Origin of the sequence: Streptomyces sp. NPDC004134 (assembly GCF_042874195.1) — a bacterium.
GTDB lineage: Bacteria > Actinomycetota > Actinomycetes > Streptomycetales > Streptomycetaceae > Streptomyces.
In genome coordinates, this window is the sequence record NZ_JBIAMS010000017.1 from 41890 (window position 1) to 61913 (window position 20024).

Consider the following 20024-nt stretch of genomic DNA (forward strand, 5'->3'; position numbering starts at 1 on the left):
AGCCCCTTTACTGATACTCCGTCAGTATTCGAGCACCCGGGCAGTCGGCGATGCATACGCGCGATCCCGGGCCGCCGTTCAGGGGACAGCCCCGGCAAGGCTTCTTGTATGCCTTATCCCGCTCCTGTGCATTCGACACATGCGCGGATATAAAACGACTAGTACTACTGCTGCGGCGCTGGTGGTCAGCGCCGCCCTGCTCGCCGCCGCCACCGCCTGTGCCCACGGCCCCGCCGGCAGCACGTCCGACGACGGCAAGGCACCCGGCAAGGAGGCGAGGGCCCCCTTCACCCTCGTCGCCACGGGCGACATCCTCCCGCACGACTCGGTGATCCAGCAGGCGAACCGCGACGCGGGCGGCAAAGGCCACGACTTCCGCCCCATGCTCGCCGGCGTGAAGCCCGTCATCTCCGGCGCCGACCTGGCGATCTGCCACATGGAGACCGTCTACGGACCGGCCGGCGGCCCGTACACCGGCTACCCGGCCTTCGTCTCCCCGCCGCAACTCGCCGCCGCGGCCAGGGACACCGGCTACGACTCCTGCTCCACCGCCTCCAACCACACCCTGGACGCCGGCTCCCAGGGCATCAGCCGCACCCTCGACGCCCTCGACGCCGCGGGCGTCGCCCACACCGGCTCCGCCCGCACCCCCGCCGAGGCGCAGCGGCCCGCGCTGCTGGAGGCGGGCGGCGCGACGGTGGCGCAACTCGCGTACACCTACGGCACGAACGACGCCGAGCCGCCGCAGGACCAGCCGTGGGCCGTCAACGTCACCGACCCCGAGCGGATCGTCTCGGACGCGCGCCGGGCCCGCCGGGCGGGCGCCGACATCGTCGTGGTCAGCCTGCACTGGGGCACGGAGTGGCAGGACGCGCCGGACGCCACGCAGCGGCAGCTCGCCCGCGAGCTGACCGGCTCACGCTCGGCCGGGGCGCCGGACGTCGACCTGATCCTCGGCACGCACGCGCACGTGCCGCAGGCGTACGAGAAGGTCAACGGCACCTGGGTGGTCTACGGCATGGGCGACCAGATCGCGGGCCGCATGATCAACAACGCCGGCGCCCGCGACCCCCGCGGCAACCAGGGCACCATCGCCCGCTTCACCTTCTCCCCGCCCGCGCCGGACAGCGCGCGCTGGCGCGTGACGAAGGCGGAGTACCTGCCGCAGCTCATGGACCACGACCGCTCGGGCCCGCCGCGGGTCGTCGACCTCGACGCCGAACTCGCCGACGGCGACGCCCCGGAGCGCTACGTGCGCGTACGCGACCGCATCAGCGACATCGTCCTCAGCCGCGGCGCGGGCGCGGACGGTCTGATCACACCGCGCTGACCCCCGGCAGCGCACCCGCCGCCGCGTCCGGGGCCGCATCTCCGGCCGGCGACCCCGCCCGGCAGCGCCGTACGCACACCCCTCGCCCCGCCCCGATCACGCCTTCGCCGGCCCCGGCACGGCGACGGGGCGGGGCAGGGCGATGAGCATCAGGGCCGCGCAGCCCAGCAGGATCCCGACCCCCGTCTGGAACGCCAGCGAGTACCCCGAAGCCAGCACGTCGGGCGCCGACCCGCCGCCGATGCGGGTGGCGGCCACCGTCGACAGCACCGCGAGGCCCAGCGAACCGCCCATCGTCCGCGACGTGTTCATCACCCCCGACACCACGCCCGCGTCGCCCGCGGGCGCCCCCGAGGTCGCCAGGTGGGCCAGCGGCGTGGCCATGAAGCCCACCCCGGCCATCATCAGGATCCCGGGCCCGGCGATGTCCGTGACGTACGTGCCGCCCGCGTCCGCCGTGCTCTGCCACAGATAGCCGCCGGCCGCCACCAGCACGCCCGCGATCGCCAGCGCCTTCGCGCCCGTACGGGCCAGCACCCGCGGCGCCAGCTTCGAGGCGGCCACGATCGTCAGCGAGTGCGGCACGAAGGCGAAGCCGGCCTCGATCGGCGTGTAGCCGAGGACGTTCTGCATGTAGAGCGACAGGAAGTACCAGGACGAGAACATCGCCGCGCCGGTCACGAACATCGCCGTGTTGGCCGCCGACACCGACCGCAGCCGGAACAGCCCCAGCGGCATCAGCGGCGCCCGCGTCCTTGCCTCCACCACCAGGAACGCCCCGACCAGCGCCAGCCCGCCGCAGAGCGGCAGCAGCACCGCGGCCGCCGTCCACCCGTGGCTCTCGGTCTGCACGATCCCGTACGACACGGCGCCGATCCCGGCGGTGACCAGGACCGCGCCCGGGATGTCGAGCCGCCGCCGCGGCCCGCCGCGGCTCTCCGCCAGCCACAGCGCCGCGCAGGTGAGGACCACGGCGCCGACCGGCACGTTGATCAGCAGCACCCAGCGCCACGACAGCGCGTCCGTCAGCACCCCGCCGACGAGCGAACCGGCCGCCCCGCCGCCCGCGCCGGCCGCCGTCCACGTCCCTATCGCCCGCACGCGCACCGGGCCCTCGGGCACGGACGAGGTGAGCAGCGTCAGCGTCGAGGGCGCCAGAATCGCGGCGCCGACGCCCTGCACGGCCCGCGCGACGAGCAGTTGCCACGGCTCCTGCGCGAGGCCCCCGGCGAGGCTGGCGGCGGTGAACACCGCGAGGCCGACGAGGAAGACCCGCTTGCGGCCGAAGATGTCCCCGGCCCGGCCGCCGAGCAGCATCAGGCCGGCGAAGGCCAGCGTGTACAGGTTCACCACCCACTGCAGCCCCGACGCGCTCATCCCCAGGTCCTCGCGCATGGACGGCAGCGCGACATTGACGACGGAGACGTCGAGCACGACGAGGAACTGACCCGCGCACGCCGTGAGCACGATGATCCACAGCGGTGCGGCGGCACGGCCCCCGGCCGCCTCGGGCAGCCGGGTACCGTGTGGTGACTGGTGCATCCCGCCATGGTCGCACCAGCCCCCGACACCGCGCACGGGCATATCGGTGTACGGACCATGCGACCGGGGTCCTACGCCCATGCGGCAGGATTCGGGCGGGTACGCGGCACCGGTGGCGCCTACCCGCCCGTACGCGCACCGGTGGCGCCGCGCAGGACACGTCGCCCGCCGGCCGAGGAAAGGCACCGCCGATGGAGCTGCCCCCGCCCGACCCCGCCCTGCTGGCCCCGCCCGACCCCGCTCCGCTGTCCCCGCCCGCCCCGGACCTGCTGGCCGCGTTCGAGGCCGCGCCCGGCTTCATGCCCCGCGACGAGGGCCTGGCGCTCCACGCCGCCGCCGCGGAGGCCGCCGGCCTCGGGCTCCCCCTGCTGGAGGTCGGCACGTACTGCGGGCGCTCCACGATCCTGCTCGCCGCCGCCGCCCGCGCGGCCGCCCGCCCCGGCGTCGTCGCCGTCACCGTCGACCACCACCGCGGCAGCGAGGAGCAGCAGCCCGGCTGGGAGTACCACGACCCCGGGCTCGTCGACCCCGCGACGGGTCTGACGGACACCCTGCCCACGTTCCGCCGCACGCTGTACGCGGCCGGCCTCGAGGACCACGTCGTCGCCGTCGTCGGCCGGTCGCCGGCGGTCGCGGCGCTCTGGAACCGGCCGCTCGGGCTCGTCTTCGTCGACGGCGGCCACACCGACGAGCACGCCACCGCCGACTACGAGGGCTGGGCCCCGCACGTCGCGCCGGGCGGGCTGCTGGCCGTGCACGACGTGTTCGCCGACCCGGCCGAAGGCGGTCAGGCCCCGTACCGTATCTACCGGCGCGCGCTGGACTCCGGGGCGTTCACTCAGACCGCCGCCCACCGGAGCCTTAAGGTCCTGCGCCGTACCGGCACCGGAATTTGACCGTCGGATTCTTCTGCTACGGTCGCACGGATGTCCAGCCAGAACCGGCGGCCCATCCGCGCCTATCTTCTGCTCGCACCCGTGGCACCGCTGGCCTTCGCCGGCGTACTCGTGTGGCAGTCGGTGGGCGGCGACGGTTCCGCCGCGAACGGGCGGGAACCCGGCGGGCCTCCGTCGGCGTCCTCCTCCCCGACCCGGCCCACCGCCGAGGATCCCGAGGATTCGAACAACTCGAAGAATGCGAAGGACCCGGAGGTGGGCGAGAAGCCGCTGGCCGGAAAGGTGATCGTGCTGGACCCCGGGCACAACCCGAACAACCGCGACCACGCTGCCGAAATCAACCGCCAAGTCGACATAGGCACCGTGCGCAAGGAGTGCGACACCACCGGCACCGCCACCAACGGCGGTTATGCCGAGGCCGACTTCACCCTGGACGTGGCCAGGCGCGCCCGCACCCTGCTGCGCGCACAAGGCGCGGAGGTGCGGCTCACGCAGGACGGCAAGCGGGAGTTCGGGCCGTGCATCGACGAGCGCGCGGAGGCCGGCAACAAGGCCGGGGCCGACGCGGTCGTCTCCATCCACGCCGACGGCGGCGGACCGGGTTCGCGCGGGTTCCACGTGATCCTGCCGGGCGAGGTGCACGAGGGAAAGGCGGACACCACCGCCATCGTGAAGCCCTCGCGAAAGCTGGGCAAAGAGTTGAAGTCACACTTCGCGGAGGAAACCGGAAGTAAGCCCTCCAACTATGTGGGCAACGACACAGGCTTCACGGTACGCACCGATCTGGGCGGACTGAACCTCTCGACTGTGCCCAAAGTCTTCATCGAATGCGGCAACATGCGGGACGCTAAGGACGCCGACCTGCTGACGGACGCCGTATGGCGGCAGCGGGCGGCGCACGGAATCACGAACGGCATCGGGGCTTTCCTGGCAGGGTAGGCGCAAGTCGTCGACAGACCAGGAAATGCACACCGGGGGAACAAGGGGGACTCGTGGCCAGGGGGCCCGATGTGGCCGATCCGCGGACCCGTACGATGGGGCCTCATTTCACGCTCCGCAGCGTGGGGATCTGCACCAGCAACAGCGACAACGACCAATACGTAAGGGACATTTCGTGAACATCCGCTCACTCACTCGGGGCGACGGCGTAGTGATCGGAGCAGCGCTGCTGCTGATTATCGCCTCGTTCCTCGACAGCATCTCGGTGGACTGCCCCACGGGCGCCGACTGCGGGGGCATGGAGGTGCCCAACGGCTGGGACTCCGACCAGTTTCCGCTGCTGCCCGCGGTCTTCCTGACCGGCATCATCGCCGCGGCGCTCATCGCCGTCGGCCGGATGCGCGGCGACGACAAGCAGCTCGCCGGGCTCACGCTGAACCAGTGGGGCACCGCGCTGGCGGCCGCCGCCCTCTTCAGCTCGCTGTTCACCCTCTTCGGCGGCGCGCGCAGCATGGCCAACGACGCCACCGGTGAAGACGTGTTCGGCATGGGCATCGGCCTGATCCTCGCGCTCATCGCGAACCTCGCGCTGACCGCGGGCGCGGTCCTCGGCCAGACCCTCCCGGCGTTCAAGGCGAACCTGCTCGGCAGCCCCGGCGCCCCGGCGCCCGCCGCCCCGTACGGCGGCGGCCAGCCGCAGCCCGGTTACGGCTACCCCGGCGGCCAGCCCGGCCCCGGTGGCCCCCAGCCCGGCGGCCCGCAGGGCGGCGCCCCGTTCGGCGGCGGTCAGCAGGCTCCGTTCGGCGGCGGTCCCGGCGCGGGTGGCCCGCAGCCGGGCGGCCCGCAGGCCGGTGCCCCGGCCGGTGCCCGGCCGCAGCAGGCGCAGGCCGCGCCGCAGCCGGCGGCCGGCGGCTCGTTCGCCCCGTTCTGGTTCGCGGTGCCGGCGGCCCGGCCGCTCTTCGCCGAGGACGGCTCGTCGGCGCAGATCGCCGAGCTGACCCCGGGCATCTGGTACCTGGCGGTGGACCAGCGCGGTGCCGCGCTGGTCGCGCAGACCCAGGACGGCCGCCGCGGCGTGCTGCAGGACACCACGGGTATCCAGCGCGGCGCCTGACGCCCCGCGCCTGGCGCCTCATCCGACGGCCCCCGCCCGACACTTCGGGCGGGGGCCGTCGCGTGCGGGCGGTACGCGACGGCCGCACGCGGTACGTCCCGCCCGCGCGGTACGTCCCCGCCCCGCGCGATGCGCCCGGGCGCTCACCCCCAGGCCGTCGCCGCCAGCCACGTGTCCAGCACCCCCGCCTCGCCCAGCACCTCCACCCGGCCGCTGTCCGGCGGCAGCCGCCGGTAGAACACCCGCAGTACGTCAGCCAGCGGCCCGCGCAGCGCCACCGCCGCCTTCGCGTGCTCCCGGCGCCAGCGGAACCCGCCGGGCCCCAGCTCGATCAGCCACTCCGCGCCCGCCTCCGGGGACGTGTCGGTGGCGTGCAAGTGGATGCCGGAGCCCGCGAGTTCCGGTGCGTGCAGCGGCTCCATGTCCGGGTCACCGCCGCGCTGCGCGAACTCCAGGATCTCCAGCCACTCGTCGATCGCGTCGGCCGCCACGTCCGCGTCGACCGCGAACTCCACCCCCGCCGCCCCGTCCGCGTCCGCCCAGGTCCACACCCCGGCGTCCGCGCCCGCCGCGCGCAGCTCCGCGGCGAGCAGGTCCGCGCCCTCGGCGAGCCAGCCGTCGAGCGCGGCGGCGGTGCGCGGCTCGGGTCCCGCGTAGCCGGGCACGGTCTCCTCGGCCAGTTCCTCGGTGGCGCGGGTCCTGACGAGTTCGGCCGCCCAGCGGTGCGCGCCGCCGACGTGCACGGCGAGTTCGCCCAGATCCCAGTCGGGGCAGGTCGGTACGCGGGTGGCGAGGTCGGCGCCGCGGACGGTGCGGCGCAGCAGGTCGGTCTGCGCGCCGACTTCGGCGCAGTAGCGCTCGTACGGAAGTCTCATGCCAGCGCACTCTACGGGCGCGCCCCGCCCGTACCCGCGCCCCGCCGCCTTCGCCTCCGCGGCCGCCGGTCGTGCCCTGCGGGCGCCGGCCAAACCCCCCGCGCGTACTAGCCGTGCTGCCGCGGGCCGCCGCCCTGCGCGTCGACCAACCGGCAGACCGTCTCGATGTCGGTCCGCACCTGCGCACTCGACGCGCGCCCCGACAGCCAGGTGATGAGCGCCGCGTGCCACGTGTGCTCGATCACCCGCGCCACCGACAACTGCTCGGGCGCAGGCCGGCCCTCGGCGCCCATCGCGTCCAGGATGATCGCGGAGGTCAGCCGGGAGGCGACCTCCACCTCCGGGCTCACCGACCGGTCGGCGAAGATCAGGGCGCGCACCATCGCGTCCGCGAGCTGCGGCTCGCGCTGGAGGGCGCGGAAGGCGCGCAGCAGCGTCTGCGCCACCCGGGCGCCCGGCTCGGCGGCGGTCGGCGGGCGCTTGCGCAGCGTCTCGTGCAACTGCCGCAACTGGTCCTGGAGGGTGGCGACGAGCAGATGGACCTTGGAAGGGAAGTACCGGTACAGCGTGCCGAGCGCGACGCCCGCCCGCTCCGCGACCTCGCGCATCTGCACCGCGTCGAACCCGCCGCGGCCGGCCAGCTCCGCCGTGGCCTGGAGGATGCGGCGGCGGCGTGCCTCCTGCCGCTCGGTGAGCTGCGCCCTGCCCGCCCTCGATGTTGTCGTCATGTGTCCCGATCTGTGCCGTGCTTCCCCCGACGGCAGATCCGGCGCACAGGTCTCGCTACCAACCGGTAGATTCGAAGCCGCCGAACGCCTGCCTGAAACTTGTTCTAGATTAGCGCGAGCGGTTACGCTCCGGCGAAACTGCAGTGAGAAGGGGGCCGTACGTGACCGCCGAGGTGCCACTGCGCATCGCCCTGCTCAGCTACAAGGGCAACCCCTACTGCGGCGGACAGGGCGTCTACGTCCGCCACCTCTCCCGCGAGCTGGCCCGCCTCGGCCACCGGGTCGAGGTGATCGGCGCCCAGCCCTACCCCGTGCTCGACCCCGGCGTCACCCTGACGGAGCTGCCCAGCCTCGACCTCTACCGGCAGCCCGACCCCTTCCGCACCCCCGCGCGCGGCGAGTACCGCGACTGGATCGACCTGCTCGAAGTCGGCACGATGTGGACCGGCGGCTTCCCGGAGCCGCTGACCTTCAGCCTCCGCGCCCGCCGCCATCTGGCCGCCCGCCGCGGCGAGTTCGACGTCGTCCACGACAACCAGACCCTCGGCTACGGCCTCCTCGGCGGCACCCGCGCCCTCGGCGCCCCGCTCGTGACCACCGTGCACCACCCGATCACCGTCGACCGGGACCTGGAGCTGGCCGCCGCGCCCGACAGGCGGCGGCGCTACTCGGTGCGCCGGTGGTACGGGTTCACGCGCATGCAGCGCCGCGTCGCCCGCCGGCTGCCCGCGGTGCTGACGGTCTCCGGCTCGTCGCGTACGCAGATCACCGCGCAGCTCGGGGTGCGGCCCGAGCGGGTGCACGTGGTCCCGATCGGCGCGGACACGGAGCTGTTCACGCCGGACCCCTCGGTGCCGCGGCTGCCGGGCCGGATCGTCACGACGGCGAGCGCGGACGTGCCGCTGAAGGGTCTGGTGCACCTCGTCGAGGCGCTGGCCAAGGTGCGCACGGAGCAGCCGGACGCGCACGTGGTCGTGGTCGGCAAGCGCGCGGAGGACGGCCCGGTCGCGCAGGCCGTCGAGCGCTTCGGGCTCGGCGGGGCGATCAGGTTCGTCACCGGCATCAGCGACGCGGAGCTGGTCGGCCTGCTGCGCAGCGCGCAGGTCGCGTGCGTGCCTTCGCTGTACGAGGGCTTCTCGCTGCCGGCCGCCGAGGCGATGGCGACGGGCACGCCCCTGGTCGCCACGACGGGCGGGGCGATCCCGGAGGTCGCGGGCCCGGACAACGAGACGAGCCTGGCGGTTCCCCCGGGAGACGCCGGCGCCCTGGCCACCGCCCTGACCCGGCTGCTCGCCGACGCCCCCCTGCGCGCCCGCCTGGGCGCGGCGGGCCGCGAGCGGGTGCTGGCCCGCTTCACCTGGGCGCAGGCGGCGAAGCAGACCGCGGAGCGCTACCGGGAAACGATCGCGGCCTCCCCGGCGACGGCCGCCCGCGCCGTCGCGCGCCCCTCTCCCCCGCCCCACCCCGCCCCCGTACGCCTCCCGCCGACCCCTCCGGAGGAGATTTGCTGACCGTCGACTTCACCCGCTTTCCGCTCGCGCCCGGTGACCGCGTGCTCGACCTCGGCTGCGGCGCCGGGCGGCACGCCTTCGAGTGCTACCGGCGCGGCGCCCGCGTCGTCGCCCTCGACCGCGACGGCGACGAGATCCGCGAAGTCGCCCGCTGGTTCGCGGCGATGAAGGAGGCGGGCGAGGCCCCGGCGGGCGCCACCGCCACCGCCGTCGAAGGCGACGCCCTCGCGCTGCCGTTCCCCGACGACAGCTTCGACGTCGTCATCGTCTCCGAGGTGATGGAGCACATCCACGACGACAAGGGCGTGCTCGCCGAAATGGTCCGCGTGCTGCGCCCCGGCGGCCGGATCGCGGTCACGGTCCCGCGCTACGGCCCCGAGAAGGTCTGCTGGGCGCTCTCCGACGCGTACCACGAGGTCGAGGGCGGCCACATCCGCATCTACAAGGCGGACGAACTGGTCGGCAGGATCCGCGAGTCGGGCCTCAAGCCGTACGGCCTGCACCACGCGCACGCGCTGCACTCGCCGTACTGGTGGATCAAGTGCGCCGTCGGCGTCGACAACGACAAGTCGCCCGCCGTCCGCGCGTACCACAAGCTGCTGGTCTGGGACATCATGAAGAAGCCGCTCGCGACCCGCCTCGCCGAGCGGCTGCTCGATCCGGTGCTGGGCAAGAGCGTCGTCGTCTACGCGACCAAGCCCCACGAGGGCGGCCGGTGACCGGTTCCGAGCGCACAGAGCACCTGGTCCTGCCCGGCGTGCTGGACGCCGCCGAGGTGGCGCAGACCGTCGCCGGGATCGCCGCGGTGCAGCGGGACGACGGGGCGATCCCGTGGTACCGCGGGCACCACCTCGACCCGTGGGACCACACCGAGGCGGCGATGGCCCTGGACGCCGCGGGCGAGCACGCGCGCGCGGAGGCGGCGTACGAGTGGCTGCGCCGGCACCAGCTCGCGGACGGCTCCTGGTACGCGGCGTACGCGGACGGGGACGCCGCCCGGCCGACCGACCGGGGCCGGGAGACGAACTTCTGCGCGTACCCCGCGGTCGGCGTCTGGCACCACTATCTGGCCACCGGGAACGAGGCGTTCCTGCGCCGGATGTGGCCGGTGGTGCGGGGGGCGGTGGAGTTCGTGCTGGGGCTCCAGCAGCCAGGCGGCCAGGTGGGCTGGAAGCGGGAGCCCGCCGACGGCGAAGTGCTCACCGACGCCCTGCTGACCGGCTCCTCCTCCGTGCACCACGCGCTGCGCTGCGCGCTGGCCGCGGCCGAGCGGCTCGGCGAGCGGCAGCCCGGGTGGGAGCCGGCCCTCGGCCGGCTCGGGCACGCGATCCGGCGGCACCCGGAGCGGTTCCTGGACAAGGACCGCTTCTCGATGGACTGGTACTACCCGGTGCTCGGCGGCGCGGTCACAGGACCCGCGGCCGTCGCGCGCATCGAGCGCGAGTGGGACCGCTTCGTCGTCCCCGGGCTCGGCGTGCGCTGCGTGAGCGACCGGCCGTGGGTGACGGGCGGCGAGAGCGCGGAGCTGGTGCTCGCGCTGTGGGCGGCGGGCGACGGCGAGCGGGCGCTGGAGGTGCTGCGCTGGCTGAAGCATCTGCGGGCGGAGGACGGCATGTACTGGACGGGGTACGTCTTCGAGGACGACGCGATCTGGCCCGCGGAGCGCACGTCGTGGACGGCGGGGGCGCTGCTGCTCGCGCTGGCGGCGGTCGGCGGCGAGGAGGCGACGGGCGCGGTGTTCGGCGGGGCGGGGCTGCCGCGGGGGCTGGACCCGGACTGCTGCTGAAGGGTACGGGCCGCGCGTTCCGTACCGGACCCGGGAGAGCGCCGGTCCCGTACGAGCCCGGGGGCCGCGGCCCGTGCGGGGCCGAACTCCGGTCCGTACGAGCCCGGAAGGCCCCGGCCGTACGGCACCCGCCCCGCAACCGCCCTCGTCAGCCGCCCCGCGGCCGGGACCGGCGCTGACCTCCGCGGGTACGGGGCGGTAAGGTGAGCGGCGACAACTTCAACCGTGCCCAGCAGGAGAAGCCGGTGCGAAACCGGCGCTGACCCGCAACCGTGAGTGCGGCCGCCATGGCCGTGCGAGCCGGAGCACCCGCGGGGCGCGGCAGGCTCACAGGGGCCCCGCCGGTACCGATGCCGGCCCGGGCCCCGTCCGTCGCGGTATGCGGAGCTGAGCCCGGCACCCCCGGCGCGCGCCGAGCGCGGACGGGCGGCCGCGGCCGGCTGTGCCGGCCGCCCCGTCCCGAAAGGCCCCCGCTCCGCCATGGCTCCGATAGGCCGGACCGCCGCCGCCCGCGGCACGCGCGCCGCACTCGCCACCGCAGTGCTGCTGCCCCTGACCGTCGCCGGCCCGGCGACGGCGGCCTCGGCCGCCACCGCGCCGCAGGCGGCACCGCAGGCCGCCGCGCAGGGCATACCCGCGCAGGCCGTACCCGCACAGAAGAAGCTGCCCGAGGGCCTCTACGGCACCGCGGACCCCGAGTTCGACGGCGTCTGGCGGCAGTCGCTGGCCCTCCTCGCCCAGCGCTCGCAGCAGTTGCGCCCGGCGCCGGCCGCGGTCGCCTTCCTCACCGGGCAGCAGTGCGCGGACGGCGGCTTCGCCGCGTACCGCGCGGATGTCGCCAAGCCCTGCGACGAGGCGGCCGAGGACACCAACGCCACGGCCGCCGCGGTGCAGGCGCTGAGCGCGCTGGGCGGGCAGCGCAAGGCCGTGGCCAAGGGCGTCGCCTGGCTGAAGGAGATCCAGAACGAGGACGGCGGCTGGGGCTTCAACCCCGGTGGCCCGACGGACGCCAACTCGACCGCGGTCGTCGTCGGCGCGCTCGCCGCGGTCGGCGAGGAGCCGGAGAAGACGACGGCGGGCGGCGGCAGCCCGTACGACGCGCTGGCGGCGCTCCAGCTCGGCTGCGACGCGAAGAAGGCGGAGCGGGGGGCGTACGCGTACCAGCCGGAGGACGACGGCGCGCTGTTCCCCAACGACTACGCGACCGCGGCCGCCGTGCTCGCCGGCACCGGCAACGGCCTCGGTGCCGGGATGGCGAAGGGGGACACCGGCGGCAAGGACGAGCCGGTCGAGGCGGGCGCCTGCGCGGAGGACCCGTCCCCCGCACAGGCGGCGGACGCGGGTGCCGCGTACCTGGCGCGGAAGCTCGCGGCCGGCGACGGGCACCTGCCGATGATGACCGGCGAAGGACCCGACCACAACGCGACCGCCGTCGCCGCCCTGGCGCTGGCCGCGGGCGGCCACGGCAGCGCGGCGCGCGAGCCGTACGGCTGGCTGGAGCGCGACAAGAGCACCCTGGCCTGGTCGAAGGAGAACCCGGCGGCCCTGGCCACCCTCGTCCTCGCCGCGGACGCGGTGGACGCCGACCCGAGCGCCTTCGCGGGCGGTACGGACCTGGTGGCGAACCTCAACGCCACCGGCCCGCAGCCGACCGCGGAGAAGCCGGCGGCGGACCCGGCGTGGGAGGAGTCCTCGGACGACGACGGCGGCCCGGGGGTGATGGTCTGGTCGCTGCTGGCGGTGGGCCTGGCGGCGGGCGCGGGCATCGGCCTGCTGGCGAGCGCCCGCAGAAAGAAGCGCGCATGACCGGCGGCGGGCAACCGCGCCGCGAGCGGCGGGCGATACCGCGGGCGGTACGGGGGACGGTACGGCGGGCGCTCGTCGCCGCGGCCGGCGGCGCCCTGCTGGTGCTCGGGGCGGGTGCGCCCGGGGCGCAGGCCGCCGAGGGGTACCGGTACTGGTCCTTCTGGGACCGGGACGGGGACTCCTGGGTCTACGCCACCAAGGGCCCCGGCATCGAGCGGCCCGCGGACGGGGACGTGCACGGCGTGCGGTTCGCGGTCAGCGAGGAGTCCGGCGGCGGCCCGCGCCCCCGCGGGGCCGCGGACTTCGGCGCCGTCTGCGGCGACACCCCGCCCGGCGACGGCCGCAAACGCGTCGCCCTCGTCCTGGACTTCGGCACCGCCGCGCACGCCCCCGACGGCCGGACCCCGCCCCCGGCCCGTACGGAATGCGCCTCGGTTCCGGAGGACGCCACCCTCGGCGACGCCCTCGCCGCCGTCGCGGAGCCGCTGCGCTACGACTCCAACGGCCTGCTCTGCGCCATCGACGGCTACCCGCGCAGCGGCTGCGCCGAGCCGGCGTCGGCCGACGAGGGCGCCGGCGAGGCCGAGGGGCCGCGTGTCGAGGTCACGTACTCCGCCGTCCCCGGTGACGAGGGCGCCGGGGAGGCACGCGACAGGGTCGACATCTCCACCGTCCCGGCGGACGAGGCCGGGGACTCCGGCCCGTCGACGGGCACGGTCGGCGGCCTCGTCATGGTCGCGGTCCTCGCCGGCCTCACGGTGTGGCAGTTGCGCCGCCGCCGCACATGACACCCGAGGCCCCCCACCGCCCCGGCTCCCCGCGCACCGCCGAGGGGCGGAGCGCGCCCGTGAAGGCCGCGCGCGGCGGCGTCCTCCGGCCGCCCCTCGCCGACCGCGCCAACGCCCTGCACGCCGGAGCCTGGTGGCTCTGGGCGCTCGGGCTCGCCACCGCCGCCTCCCGCACCACCAACCCCCTCCTCCTCGCCCTCCTCGTCGCCGTCGCCGGCTACGTCGTCGCCGCCCGCCGCACCGACGCTCCGTGGGCCCGCTCCTACGCGCTCTTCCTCAAGCTCGGCCTCTTCGTCATCGCCGTGCGGCTCCTCTTCGCCACCTTCCTCGGCTCGCCCATCCCCGGCACCCACGCCCTCTTCACCCTCCCGGAAGTCCCCCTCCCCGAGTGGGCGCAGGGGGTGCGCCTCGGCGGCCGGGTCACCGCCGAGCAACTGACGTTCGCCTTCTACGACGGCATGAAGCTGGCCACCCTCCTCATCTGCGTCGGCGCCGCCAACGCCCTCGCCAATCCCGCCCGCCTGCTGAAGTCCCTGCCCGCCGCGCTGTACGAACTCGGCGTCGCCGTCGTCGTCGCGATGACCTTCGCCCCGCACTTCGTCGCCGACGTCGCCCGGCTGCGCCGCGCCCGCCGGCTGCGCGGCCGCGAGGACCGCGGGCCGCGGGCCCTCGTCCAGGTCGGAGTCCCGGTGCTGGAGGGCGCGTTGGAGCGTTCCGTGGCGCTGGCCGCGGCGATGGACGCCCGCGGCTACGGCCGTACGGCCCGGCTCCCCCGCGCCGTCAGGATCACCACCGCCGCGCTCACCCTCGGCGGGCTCCTCGGCGTCTGCGCCGGCACGTACGGGCTGCTCGCCGCCTCCGGCGCCGGCTACGGCCTGCCCGTGCTGGCGCTCGGCGCCGCCGCCGCGGCCTGCGGACTGTGGCTCGGCGGGCGCCGCGCGGTGCGCAGCCGCTACCGGCCCGACCGCTTCGGGCCGCGCGCCTGGCTGGTCGCCGCCTCCGGCGCGGCCGTCGGCGGCCTGATGATCTACGCCAACTCCTACGCCCCCGACGCCCTGCACCCCACCGTCGTACCCCTGACCGCGCCCGAACTGCCGCTGTGGCCGGCCGCGAGCTGCCTGCTCGGCCTGCTGCCGGCGCTCGTCGCGCCCGTACCGCCGCTGCCGCAGGAACCACGCGCCCCGAGAACCACCGAGGAGACCGCCCAGTGATCCGTTTCGAGGACGTGTCCGTCGTCTACGACGGCGCCGCGAAGCCCGCGATCCGGGGCGTGGACCTCACCGTGCCCGAGGGCGAACTCGCCCTGCTCGTCGGCCCCTCCGGGGTCGGCAAGTCGACCCTGCTGAACGCCGTGTGCGGGCTCGTGCCGCACTTCACCGGCGGCACCCTGCGCGGCCGCGTCACCGTCGACGGCCGCGACACCCGCACCCACCCGCCGCGCGAACTGGCCGACGTCGTCGGCACGGTGGGCCAGGACCCGCTGGCGCACTTCGTCACGGACACGGTCGAGGACGAACTCGCCTACGGCATGGAGTCCCTGGGCCTGCCGCGCGACACCATGCGGCGCCGGGTGGAGGAGACGCTCGACCTGCTCGGCCTCACCGAGCTGCGCGACCGCCCGATCGCCTCGCTCTCCGGCGGCCAGCAGCAGCGGGTGGCGATCGGCTCGGTGCTGACGCCGCACCCGCGGGTGCTGGTCCTGGACGAGCCGACGTCGGCGCTGGATCCGGCGGCGGCGGAGGAGGTGCTGGCCGTGCTCCAGCGGCTGGTGCACGACCTGGGCACGACGGTGCTGCTGGCGGAGCACCGGCTGGAGCGGGTGGTGCAGTACGCGGACCAGGTCATCGTCCTGCCGTCCCCGGGCGCGGCACCGGAGGCGGGCGCGCCGGCGGAGATGATGGCCGTCTCGCCGGTACGGCCCCCGGTGGTCGCGCTGGGACGGCTGGCGGGCTGGTCGCCGCTGCCGCTGACGGTACGGGACGCGCGCCGGCGCGCGGCGCCGCTGCGGGAGCGGCTGGCGGGGCTGACGCCGGGCGGCGGCGAGGCCGGACCGGGCGAGCGGGGCGCCGGGCCCGGGGACGGGCCGGGGGGCGGGCCCGCGGCCGTCGCGGAGCGGTTCACGGTGCGCCGCGGGCGGGCGGAGGTGCTGCGCGGGGTGTCGCTGTCCGTCGCCGCGGGCGAGACCGTCGCGGTCATGGGGCGCAACGGCGCGGGGAAGTCCACGCTGCTGGCCGGCTTCGTCGGCATGCACCGGCCGGCCGCCGGTGCCGTACGGCTCGGGGACCTCGTCCCGCACCGCACCCGGCCCGCCGAACTCCTGCGGCACGCGGGGCTCGTACCGCAGGATCCGCGGGATCTGCTGTACGCGGACACCGTCGCCGCGGAGTGCGCCGCCGCCGACGGCGACGCGGGGGCCGCGGCCGGCACCTGCCGCGCCCTGGTCGCCGAACTGCTGCCCGGCGTACCGGACGAGGCGCACCCCCGCGACCTCTCGGAGGGCCAGCGGCTCGCGCTCGCCCTGGCCGTGATCCTCACCGCCCGCCCCCGGCTGCTGCTGCTCGACGAGCCCACCCGCGGCCTCGACTACGCGGCGAAGGCCCGGCTCGTCGGGGTGCTGCGCGGGCTCGCCGCGGCGGGCCACGCGATCGTGCTGGCGACGCACGACGTGGAGCTGGCGGCGGAACTGGCGCACCGGGTGGTGATCCTGGCCGACGGCGAGGTGGTCGCGGACGGGCCGACGGCGGAGGTCGTCGTCGCCTCGCCGTCGTTCGCACCGCAGGTGGCGAAGATCCTGAGCCCGGCGGGCAGCGACACGGCGGCCGGTACGACGTGGCTGACGGTCGCCCAGGTCCGGCACGCCCTGGAGGCGGCGGCATGACCGCGGAAGAACCCGGAACCGCACCCGGGACACCCGGCGGCGATACGTACGCGAGCCCCCCGGACGCCCACGACCCGCCCGGCACCCCCGGCACGCCCGGCCCCGCCGGAAGCCCTCCGGCCGCCGCCCCCGCCCGCGCCCCCCGCCTCCGCGTGGTGCGCCTCGGCCCCGTCTCCGCCGCCGCCCTGCTGCTCGTCTCCGTCATCGGCGTCGCCGCCTTCGGCTGGCCGCTGCTCGCCGGGCCCGACTCCGGTCTCGCCCACTCCGGCGACGCCCCCTGGCTCTTCGCCGCGCTCCTCCCCCTCCTCGTCGCCGTGGTCGGCGCGACCATCGCCGACTCCGGACTCGACGCCAAGGCCGTGGCGATGCTCGGCGTCCTCGCCGCCGTGGGCGCCGCGCTGCGGCCCCTCGGGGCCGGAACGGCGGGGATCGAACCGATGTTCTTCCTCATGGTGCTCTCCGGCCGGGTGCTGGGCCCGGGCTTCGGGTTCGTGCTCGGGGCCGTGACGATGTTCGCGTCCGCCCTGCTCACGGGCGGGGTCGGGCCCTGGATGCCGTTCCAGATGCTCGCCATGGGCTGGGTGGCGATGGGCGCCGGGATGCTGCCGGGGGCGGAGCGGCTGCGGGGGCGCGCGGAGTTGTGGCTGCTTGCCTCGTATGGAGCAATGGCTTCAATTCTTTACGGCACGGTCATGAACCTCCAGGGGTGGCCGTATCTGAGCGGTATGTCTACGGGCGTGTCGTTCGTCGCGGGCGATCCGCTGCCGGAGAACCTGGCCCGTTTCGTCGCGTACTGCCTCGCCACGTCGCTGGGTTGGGATCTGCCGCGCGCGGTGGTCACGGCGGTGTGCACGCTGACCCTCGGCCAGGCCGTGCTCGCCGCGCTGCGCCGCGCCACCCGAAAGGCCGCATTCGGCACTCCGGTGACATTCGAGACGCGAACCCCCTGAATGCGCGGGCATCTCATATGTGAGATAGCGTCCAAGTCATGGCAGACGACTACCTCGTGCGCATCGGCAGGCTCATCCGTGACGCCCGGCAGCACCGCGGATGGTCGCAGAGTCAGCTCGCCGCCGCGCTGGGCACCAGTCAGAGCGCCGTCAACCGGATCGAGCGCGGCAACCAGAACATCAGCCTGGAGATGATCGCCCGCATCGGCGAGGCACTGGACAGCGAGATCGTCGCCCTGGGCACCGCGGGCCCGATGCATCTGCGGGTCAGCGGCGGCCGCCGGCTGTCCGGCGCGATCGACGTGAAGACCAGCAAGAACGCCTGCGTCGCGCTGCTCTGCGCCACGCTGCTGAACTCCGGGCGCACGGTGCTGCGCCGGGTGGCGCGGATCGAGGAGGTCTTCCGCATCCTGGAGGTGCTGAACAGCATCGGGGTGCGGACCCGCTGGATCAACGACGGCGCCGACCTGGAGGTCGTACCGCCGGCCGAGCTCGATCTGGATTCCATGGACAACGCGGCGGCGCGCCGCACCCGCAGCGTGATCATGTTCCTCGGCCCGCTGCTGCACCGGGTGGAGCGCTTCAAACTCCCGTACGCGGGCGGCTGCGACCTCGGCACCAGGACCGTACAGCCGCACATGGCCGTGCTGCGCCGCTTCGGCCTGGACGTGACGGCCACCGAGGGCGTCTACCACTGCGAGGTCGTCTCGGACGTCGGGCCCGACCGGGCCATCGTGCTGACCGAGCGCGGCGACACCGTGACCGAGAACGCGCTGCTGGCCGCCGCCCGGCACGACGGCGTGACCGAGATCCGTAACGCCAGCTCCAACTACATGGTCCAGGACCTGTGCTTCTTCCTGGAGCACCTGGGCGTGCGCGTGGACGGCGTGGGTTCGACGACGCTGCGCGTGCACGGCGTGCCGTACATCGACCGGGACGTCGACTTCTCCCCGTCCGAGGACCCGGTGGAGGCGATGAGCCTGCTGGCGGCGGCGGTCGTCACGTCGTCGGAGCTGACGGTGCGCCGGGCGCCGGTGGAGTTCCTGGAGATCGAGCTGTCGGTGCTGGAGGAGATGGGCCTCGACCTCGACCGCACCCCCGAGTACGCCGCGGACAACGGCCGTACCCGGCTGGTGGATCTGACCGTACGCCCGTCGAAGCTCCAGGCGCCGATCGACAAGATCCACCCGATGCCGTTCCCCGGCGTCAACATCGACAACGTGCCGTTCTTCGCGGCCATCGCCGCCTCCGCGCAGGGCTCGACCCTCATCCACGACTGGGTCTACGACAACCGCGCCATCTACCTCACGGAACTGACCCGCCTGGGCGCCGGCGTCAAACTCCTCGACCCGCACCGCGTGCTGGTCGAGGGCCCGACGCGGTGGCGCGAGACGGAGATGATGTGCCCGCCGGCGCTGCGCCCCGCGGTGGTGGTGCTGCTGGGCATGATGGCGGCGGAGGGCACGTCGGTGCTGCGCAACGTCTATGTCATCAACCGGGGTTACGAGTCCCTGGCCGACCGCCTCAACTCGGTGGGCGCCCGCATCGAGACCTTCCGCGACATCTGACATGAAGATGCCGCCGCACCCCGGCTGACCTGCTCCCCAGCGAGCCAGGATGGAGGGGCGGCAGTATCTCGGGGACTTCTCCGGGACTTTGGGTCCGCGCGGGCTACGGGCTACGCCCCATGAGCTCTGCCGACCGGCTATCCGGAGCGTGAACCCAGGGTCGGAGTGCCCAGGCCAGCGGGCCAGGGAGACGACGGATTCACCGGCCTCCAGTTCCCCGGGAGGCGTAGAAGTGGCGGAGGACATGCAGCCGCACGTCCCGGACCCTGCGGCGCTCGGGAAGGGCGAAACACAGCCTCGCCCGCACCACCAGCCGGGCCGGCCGGCGCGGGGACTCCCCCGCGTCCCCACCTTCGGCCACCGCCGGTACGCCGACGGTGTCGTCACCTGCGAACGCCTGGGCCCACCTGAACATCACCGAACCGGTTGCACCTTCACCGCATCCGGCGCAAGCCCGCGCGGAAAGTGGCGTAGGCCGGGTGGTTTTACGCCGCTTCAGGCATCGGACTTGGGGCGGCGCTCGGGCGACTGCTGGTCTCGTTCTTCGTTGATGCGCTTGGCCTCGCCGAGTTGGTCTTCGAGGCTGATGATGCGGCAGGCGGCCTCGACGGGGGTGCCCTGGTCGACGAGTTCGCGGGCGCGGGCGGCGAGTCGCAGTTGGTGGCGGGAGTAGCGGCGGTGTCCGCCCGACGAGCGGAGGGGGGTGATGAGGCCGGCTTCTCCGAGGGCGCGGAGGAAGGCGGGGCTGGTGCCGAGTATTTCGGCGGCGCGCCCCATGGTGTAGGCGGGGTAGTCATCGTCGTCGAGACGGCCGAGCGGGTCTTCTTCGGTCATGCACACCTCTGATGGGGAAACGGGGAAACGCATCGAGGGGCCCCGGCGCCGAAACGGCGCCAGGGCCCGAGGGGGTTTGCAACACCATCTGCCGGCTTTCAGATGCCGGCTGCTGTTATCCGCACTGCCACCAGAGAAGAGGCGGGGAGTGCGAGGATCGCGGATGTGTGACCGTGTGACCACCTTCCGTTCCGGGGCCTGCGGTACCCGAGCTGTTCATGTCCTCGCCCGGGCGATCCTGATGGCGTCTGCTTCCTCCTTCTCATCTACTCGTCTGTCACTACCTGTCTTCCTGCGGGCAGTTCGTCCTCTGCCACGCCTTCTCGATCTCTGGCTACGAGTAGAAGACTACGACAGCCCGCCGCGGATGTCTACTCCGGCCACGATAGATTTTCCCTGTGCGGGGTAGTCGGCTTCTGCATTCTCAGGTATCCGAAAAGTTGCAAGCGCGCACGCCTCTTAGGCGTGAGGGGGTGTAC

General features: G+C 74.5%; 17 protein-coding genes and 1 riboswitch. Of the genes, 13 read left to right on the plus strand and 4 right to left on the minus strand.

Annotated elements, in window-relative coordinates; translation table 11 throughout:
• Positions 1-139: 139 nt before the first annotated feature.
• Positions 140-1330: a CapA family protein gene (locus ACFYVJ_RS21375; protein WP_388893661.1), complete on the plus strand. Its 1191-nt coding sequence runs from the start codon at positions 140-142 to the stop codon at positions 1328-1330.
• 96 nt (positions 1331-1426) lie between these two features.
• On the opposite strand, the gene ACFYVJ_RS21380 is transcribed toward ACFYVJ_RS21375, so the two are convergent.
• Complete coding sequence (locus ACFYVJ_RS21380) at positions 1427-2872, minus strand: MFS transporter (RefSeq protein ID WP_388893663.1); 1446 nt, start codon at positions 2870-2872, stop codon at positions 1427-1429.
• A gap of 191 nt (positions 2873-3063) precedes the next feature.
• On the opposite strand from ACFYVJ_RS21380, the gene ACFYVJ_RS21385 reads away from it, so the two are divergent.
• The 3 genes from ACFYVJ_RS21385 (at position 3064) to ACFYVJ_RS21395 (ending at position 5821) form a co-directional block, all read left to right on the plus strand.
• Positions 3064-3768, plus strand: coding sequence for a class I SAM-dependent methyltransferase (locus ACFYVJ_RS21385; protein ID WP_388893665.1), 705 nt, complete (start codon positions 3064-3066; stop codon positions 3766-3768).
• A gap of 30 nt (positions 3769-3798) precedes the next feature.
• A complete protein-coding gene (locus ACFYVJ_RS21390) occupies positions 3799-4707 on the plus strand; it encodes an N-acetylmuramoyl-L-alanine amidase (RefSeq protein ID WP_388893667.1) in 909 nt (302 codons plus the stop codon).
• 175 nt (positions 4708-4882) lie between these two features.
• Positions 4883-5821 (plus strand): hypothetical protein, encoded by a 939-nt coding sequence (locus ACFYVJ_RS21395; RefSeq protein ID WP_388893669.1) that lies wholly within the window; start codon positions 4883-4885, stop codon positions 5819-5821.
• A gap of 143 nt (positions 5822-5964) precedes the next feature.
• Here the strand turns inward: ACFYVJ_RS21395 and ACFYVJ_RS21400 are convergent, their stop codons facing one another.
• A complete protein-coding gene (locus ACFYVJ_RS21400; RefSeq protein ID WP_388893671.1) occupies positions 5965-6696 on the minus strand; it encodes a maleylpyruvate isomerase N-terminal domain-containing protein in 732 nt (243 codons plus the stop codon).
• 107 nt (positions 6697-6803) lie between these two features.
• Positions 6804-7424 carry a TetR family transcriptional regulator gene (locus ACFYVJ_RS21405; RefSeq protein ID WP_388893673.1) on the minus strand — a complete coding sequence of 207 codons (621 nt, stop codon included), beginning with the start codon at positions 7422-7424 and terminating at the stop codon, positions 6804-6806.
• A gap of 161 nt (positions 7425-7585) precedes the next feature.
• Between ACFYVJ_RS21405 and ACFYVJ_RS21410 the strand changes: the two genes are divergently transcribed.
• From ACFYVJ_RS21410 to ACFYVJ_RS21450, 9 genes are all read left to right on the plus strand, one after another.
• A complete protein-coding gene (locus ACFYVJ_RS21410) occupies positions 7586-8935 on the plus strand; it encodes a glycosyltransferase family 4 protein (protein ID WP_388893675.1) in 1350 nt (449 codons plus the stop codon).
• Positions 8929-9654: a class I SAM-dependent methyltransferase gene (locus ACFYVJ_RS21415; RefSeq protein ID WP_388893677.1), complete on the plus strand. Its 726-nt coding sequence runs from the start codon at positions 8929-8931 to the stop codon at positions 9652-9654. The genes ACFYVJ_RS21410 and ACFYVJ_RS21415 overlap by 7 nt, the downstream gene beginning before the upstream one ends.
• A complete protein-coding gene (locus ACFYVJ_RS21420; RefSeq protein ID WP_388893679.1) occupies positions 9651-10721 on the plus strand; it encodes a prenyltransferase in 1071 nt (356 codons plus the stop codon). Before ACFYVJ_RS21415 ends, ACFYVJ_RS21420 begins: the two co-directional genes overlap by 4 nt.
• A 234-nt stretch (positions 10722-10955) precedes the next feature.
• Positions 10956-11032: riboswitch (cobalamin riboswitch) on the plus strand.
• Positions 11033-11201: 169 nt separating this feature from the next.
• Positions 11202-12527 carry a prenyltransferase/squalene oxidase repeat-containing protein gene (locus ACFYVJ_RS21425; protein WP_388893681.1) on the plus strand — a complete coding sequence of 442 codons (1326 nt, stop codon included), beginning with the start codon at positions 11202-11204 and terminating at the stop codon, positions 12525-12527.
• On the plus strand, positions 12524-13315 hold the full coding sequence (locus ACFYVJ_RS21430) for an SCO2322 family protein (RefSeq protein ID WP_388893683.1): 792 nt from the start codon (positions 12524-12526) through the stop codon (positions 13313-13315). Before ACFYVJ_RS21425 ends, ACFYVJ_RS21430 begins: the two co-directional genes overlap by 4 nt.
• Positions 13312-14526 (plus strand): CbiQ family ECF transporter T component, encoded by a 1215-nt coding sequence (locus ACFYVJ_RS21435; RefSeq protein ID WP_388893896.1) that lies wholly within the window; start codon positions 13312-13314, stop codon positions 14524-14526. Before ACFYVJ_RS21430 ends, ACFYVJ_RS21435 begins: the two co-directional genes overlap by 4 nt.
• Complete coding sequence (locus ACFYVJ_RS21440) at positions 14523-16193, plus strand: ABC transporter ATP-binding protein (RefSeq protein WP_388893685.1); 1671 nt, start codon at positions 14523-14525, stop codon at positions 16191-16193. Before ACFYVJ_RS21435 ends, ACFYVJ_RS21440 begins: the two co-directional genes overlap by 4 nt.
• Positions 16190-17143, plus strand: coding sequence for an ECF transporter S component (locus ACFYVJ_RS21445; protein ID WP_388893687.1), 954 nt, complete (start codon positions 16190-16192; stop codon positions 17141-17143). The genes ACFYVJ_RS21440 and ACFYVJ_RS21445 overlap by 4 nt, the downstream gene beginning before the upstream one ends.
• 38 nt (positions 17144-17181) lie before the next feature.
• Positions 17182-18711, plus strand: coding sequence for a UDP-N-acetylglucosamine 1-carboxyvinyltransferase (locus ACFYVJ_RS21450; RefSeq protein WP_101424794.1), 1530 nt, complete (start codon positions 17182-17184; stop codon positions 18709-18711).
• 495 nt (positions 18712-19206) lie between these two features.
• On the opposite strand, the gene ACFYVJ_RS21455 is transcribed toward ACFYVJ_RS21450, so the two are convergent.
• Positions 19207-19545: a MerR family transcriptional regulator gene (locus ACFYVJ_RS21455; protein ID WP_388893690.1), complete on the minus strand. Its 339-nt coding sequence runs from the start codon at positions 19543-19545 to the stop codon at positions 19207-19209.
• Between the last annotated feature and the right edge of the window lie 479 nt (positions 19546-20024).